This is a genomic window from Pseudomonas sp. AGC41, assembly GCF_057334555.1.
In genome coordinates this window covers 28,979-33,216 of sequence record NZ_JBHFJB010000004.1, presented here as the reverse complement: position 1 = coordinate 33,216, position 4,238 = coordinate 28,979, and the positions used below count along the sequence as shown (strand labels likewise).

The following is a 4,238-nucleotide window of genomic DNA, read 5'->3' as shown; positions in this document are numbered from 1 at the left end:
CGCTCCCACAGGGTTCGCTGATATTATTGCCGCAGGTTTTGTTTCATCACAGGGAACTGCATGTCATTCATCCAAGCCAACCTGATCCATCTGCTCGCCGCCGTCTGGTTCATCATCTGCTGGGCCGGCTATACCCGTTACGCCTCCTGGAAGGCCCGCGACACGGCGTGCCTGGCCAGCGTGATGCACCTGTACCGCGAAGACTGGATGCGTCGCATGCTGCTGCGCGACAACCGCATTGCCGATGCCAGCGTGATCGGCAACCTGGAGCGCAACGCGTCGTTCTTCGCCTCCAGCACGTTGATCATCCTGGCAGGTATCCTGACCGTGCTCGGGGCGTCTGACCGCGCGGTATCGCTGCTTGCGGACCTGCCATTGGTACAACAGGCCTCACAAGGCATGGCGGAAGTGAAGCTGCTGTGTCTTGCGCTGGTGTTCGTATACGCGTTCTTCACGTTCAGCTGGTGTATGCGTCAATACAACTTCGCCGCGGTCCTGGTAGGTTCGGCGCCAATGATCGGCGAGAGGCATGTCTCCGAGCTGGAGCGCAAGGCCTTTGCTTCGAGGGCGGCGCGGGTCATTTCGATGGCGGCCAACCAGTTCAACTTCGGCTTGCGTGCCTATTATTTCGGCATGACCATGCTGGCGTGGTTCGTCAGCCCCTGGCTGTTCATGCTGATGAGCGCCGGCGTGGTGTTTGTGTTGTATCAACGCGAGTTTCATTCGGATGTGCTGGACGTGATGGTCTATACGCCTACCGAAGCGCCGGTGCCCGAAACCGGCAAGGAAGCGGCTTGACGAGGGGAGCTTGGCGAATTGCAGGCAAAAGAAAACCCGCACCAGGCGGGTTTTCTTTTACCACTGAAACCGTATCAGTTGGTTTTAGGCGCGGTAGCAGGGGCTTGTTCCTGCTGGGCGGCACTGTTCGATTCAGACTGAGCTTTGGCAGCTTCGGCGTTTTCTTTCGCCGCGTCGTTCACTTTATCCTGTGCTTTGTTCATGTCTTGCTGAGCTTGTTCAGCGTGTTGGTTGGCATCTTGAGCCTTGTCCTCGGATTTTTTATCGCAGGCAGCGAGACCGAGGGAGGCGGCCAACATCAAGGCAATAGCAAAAGTCTTACGCATGGGGTGTTTCTCCTTATGGATATAACTACTGGCCTTTTGAGCGCGCCTCCTCGGGTTAAGTTCCTCTTTTGCGCTAGATATATAACTTTGCAGCGCAGCGGAACTTTATGGCCCACGGTGGTTGTTGGGCTTCTTCATACATAAGGGGCATTAACACAAATGGCTGAGGATTCCGTTTTTGAGCGTGCGACACGCTTCTTATCCGCGCTAAGGCATTGTCAGGTGCTGGGTCTGACATTGCACAGCGCCAATTCCGAAGGTTTGACCGTGATATTGCCCTACAGCCCATCTATCGTTGGTAATCCGCTGACAGGCATCGTCCATGGCGGAGCTCTGACCACACTGATGGATACCGCTTGTGGCATGTCGACCTTGTGCGTGCTGCCGCAATTCGAGGTCTGCCCAACCCTGGATCTGCGCATCGATTACATGCACGCGGCCATGCCCGATAAAGCCATCTATGGTTTTGCACAGTGCTATAGGGTCACGCCGGACGTGATTTTCAGCCGGGGTTATGCCTACCAGGATGATCCCGCGCAACCCATCGCCCATGTGGTGGGCACTTTCATGCGCCTGGGCGATAGCGCTCGGGGAATGAGAAAGGGTGGCCTGACGGCTGCAGCGCAAAAGCCATGAGCGATATCACCGCGCAACACCTGCGCCAGGCCTGCGAGCATGGCGACTACGCGCTGCTGCTGGCCTCGATTCCCTATGCGCGCCTCATCGGCGTCGAATGTTCTCGTCAGGGCGACGAGTTGCTGTTTTGCCTGCCGGCCAACAAGGACAACATTGGTAACCCTTTACTGCCGGCGATCCATGGCGGGGTGATTGCCGGTTTCATGGAGCTGTCGGCCGCCGTTCATCTGCTGATTGCGACCCGTGCGACCGGGGTGCCGAAGATCATCGATTTTTCCCTGGACTACCTGCGCGCCGGGCAGTTTCGTGACACCTATGCCCGCTGTCAGGTCTGGCGCCAGGGCCGGCGCGTGGCCAATGTGGCGATCACCGCCTGGCAGGAATCCGAAGCCGAACCGATTGCCACGGCCCGGGCCCATTTCAAGATCCCTGCACCCTCCAGGCCGACCGCCCCTTGAAATCATCACCGGTGCCCCCACCTTGTGGACATCCCGCCGCCAATCTCAGCGAGGCGGACACCACCATCCACTTGGAGTTTGATGACCATGAGCGTGGAAACTCAAAAGGAAACCCTGGGCTTCCAGACCGAGGTGAAGCAACTGCTGCACCTGATGATTCACTCGCTGTACTCGAATAAGGAAATTTTTCTTCGCGAGCTGATCTCGAACGCCTCTGACGCAGTCGACAAATTACGTTTCGAAGCGCTGTCCAAGCCAGAACTGCTGGAAGGCGGCGCGGAACTGAAAATCCGTGTGAGCTTCGACAAGGACGCGAAAACCGTCACTCTCGAAGACAACGGCATCGGCATGAGCCGCGACGAGGTGATCACGCACCTGGGCACCATCGCCAAGTCCGGCACCGCCGATTTCATGAAGAACCTGTCGGGCGACCAGAAGAAGGATTCGCACCTGATCGGTCAGTTCGGCGTCGGCTTCTATTCCGCGTTCATCGTTGCCGACCAGGTCGAAGTGTTCAGCCGCCGTGCCGGCCTCGCTGCGAGCGAAGGCGTGCACTGGTCGTCCAAGGGCGAGGGTGAATTCGAAGTCGCGACCATCGACAAGGCTGAGCGCGGCACCCGCATCGTCTTGCACCTGAAGTCCGGTGAAGAAGAGTTCGCCGATGGCTGGCGCCTGCGCAACATCATCAAGAAATACTCCGACCACATCGCACTGCCGATCGAGTTGCCGAAGGAAGTCACCGCTGCCGAAGGCGAAGAAAAACCTGAAGTGGAATGGGAAACCGTCAACCGCGCCAGTGCCCTGTGGACCCGCCCTCGTACCGAGATCAAGGACGAGGAATACCAGGAGTTCTACAAGCACATCGCCCACGACTACGAGAACCCGCTGAGCTGGAGCCATAACAAGGTCGAAGGCAAGCTGGAATACAGCTCGCTGCTGTACGTGCCGGCCCGTGCGCCGTTCGACCTGTACCAGCGCGAAGCACCACGCGGGCTGAAGTTGTACGTGCAGCGCGTGTTCGTGATGGACCAGGCCGAATCGTTCCTGCCGCTGTACCTGCGCTTCATCAAGGGCGTGGTGGACTCCAACGACCTGTCGCTGAACGTTTCGCGGGAAATCCTGCAGAAAGATCCGATCATCGACTCCATGAAGTCGGCGCTGACCAAGCGCGTCCTCGACATGCTGGAAAAGCTGGCGAAGAGCGAGCCTGAGCAATACAAGAGCTTCTGGAAGAACTTCGGCCAGGTGATGAAAGAAGGCCCGGCCGAAGATTTCGCTAACAAAGAGAAGATCGCCGGCCTGTTGCGTTTCGCCTCGACCCAGAGTGACGACGGCGAGCAGAGCGTCAGCCTGGCCGAATACCTGGCCCGCGCGAAGGAAGGCCAGGACAAGATCTACTACCTGACCGGCGAAACCTATGCGCAGGTCAAGAACAGCCCGCACCTGGAAGTCTTCCGCAAGAAAGGCATCGAAGTGCTGCTGCTGACCGACCGCATCGACGAGTGGCTGATGAGCTACCTCAACGAGTTCGACGGCAAGAGCTTCGTCGATGTCGCCCGTGGCGATCTCGACCTTGGCAACCTGGATTCGGAAGAAGACAAGAAAGCCGCCGAAGAAGTCGCCAAGAGCAAGGAAGGCCTGGTCGAGCGGATCAAGACTGCGTTGGGCGATGCCGTCAGCGAAGTGCGTGTCTCGCACCGCCTGACCGATTCCCCGGCCATCCTCGCCATCGGCGAGCAGGACCTCGGCCTGCAGATGCGCCAGATCCTTGAGGCCAGCGGCCAGAAGGTACCGGATTCCAAGCCGATCTTCGAATTCAACCCGGCTCACCCGCTGGTGGAAAAACTCGACAACGAGCAGAGCGAAGAGCGTTTCGGCGACCTGTCGCACATCCTGTTCGACCAGGCGGCCCTGGCGGCCGGCGACAGCCTGAAGGACCCGGCGGCCTATGTCCGGCGTTTGAACAAGCTGCTGGTTGAGCTGTCAGCTTGATCTGACGTAAGAAAGTCCCCTGTGGGAG

5 protein-coding genes are annotated in these 4,238 nt (G+C 58.6%); 4 read left to right on the top strand and 1 reads right to left on the bottom strand.

Annotated features, from left to right (window positions below):
- Positions 1–60 precede the first annotated feature (60 nt).
- Positions 61–798 (top strand): DUF599 domain-containing protein, encoded by a 738-nt coding sequence (locus tag ACE04F_RS00570; RefSeq protein ID WP_434603187.1) that lies wholly within the window; start codon positions 61–63, stop codon positions 796–798.
- Between the two features lie 74 nt (positions 799–872).
- On the opposite strand, the gene ACE04F_RS00565 is transcribed toward ACE04F_RS00570, so the two are convergent.
- Positions 873–1,124, bottom strand: coding sequence for a hypothetical protein (locus ACE04F_RS00565; protein WP_030138335.1), 252 nt, complete (start codon positions 1,122–1,124; stop codon positions 873–875).
- A gap of 159 nt (positions 1,125–1,283) precedes the next feature.
- On the opposite strand from ACE04F_RS00565, the gene ACE04F_RS00560 reads away from it, so the two are divergent.
- The 3 genes from ACE04F_RS00560 (at position 1,284) to htpG (ending at position 4,210) form a co-directional block, all read left to right on the top strand.
- Positions 1,284–1,760 carry a PaaI family thioesterase gene (locus tag ACE04F_RS00560; protein ID WP_486104029.1) on the top strand — a complete coding sequence of 159 codons (477 nt, stop codon included), beginning with the start codon at positions 1,284–1,286 and terminating at the stop codon, positions 1,758–1,760.
- Positions 1,757–2,218 carry a PaaI family thioesterase gene (locus tag ACE04F_RS00555; RefSeq protein ID WP_486104027.1) on the top strand — a complete coding sequence of 154 codons (462 nt, stop codon included), beginning with the start codon at positions 1,757–1,759 and terminating at the stop codon, positions 2,216–2,218. The genes ACE04F_RS00560 and ACE04F_RS00555 overlap by 4 nt, the downstream gene beginning before the upstream one ends.
- Positions 2,219–2,305: 87 nt before the next feature.
- The gene (gene htpG / locus ACE04F_RS00550; protein WP_486104025.1) at positions 2,306–4,210 is read left to right on the top strand and encodes a molecular chaperone HtpG; all 1,905 of its coding nucleotides are present in this window, start codon (positions 2,306–2,308) and stop codon (positions 4,208–4,210) included.
- The last annotated feature ends 28 nt before the right edge of the window (positions 4,211–4,238 follow it).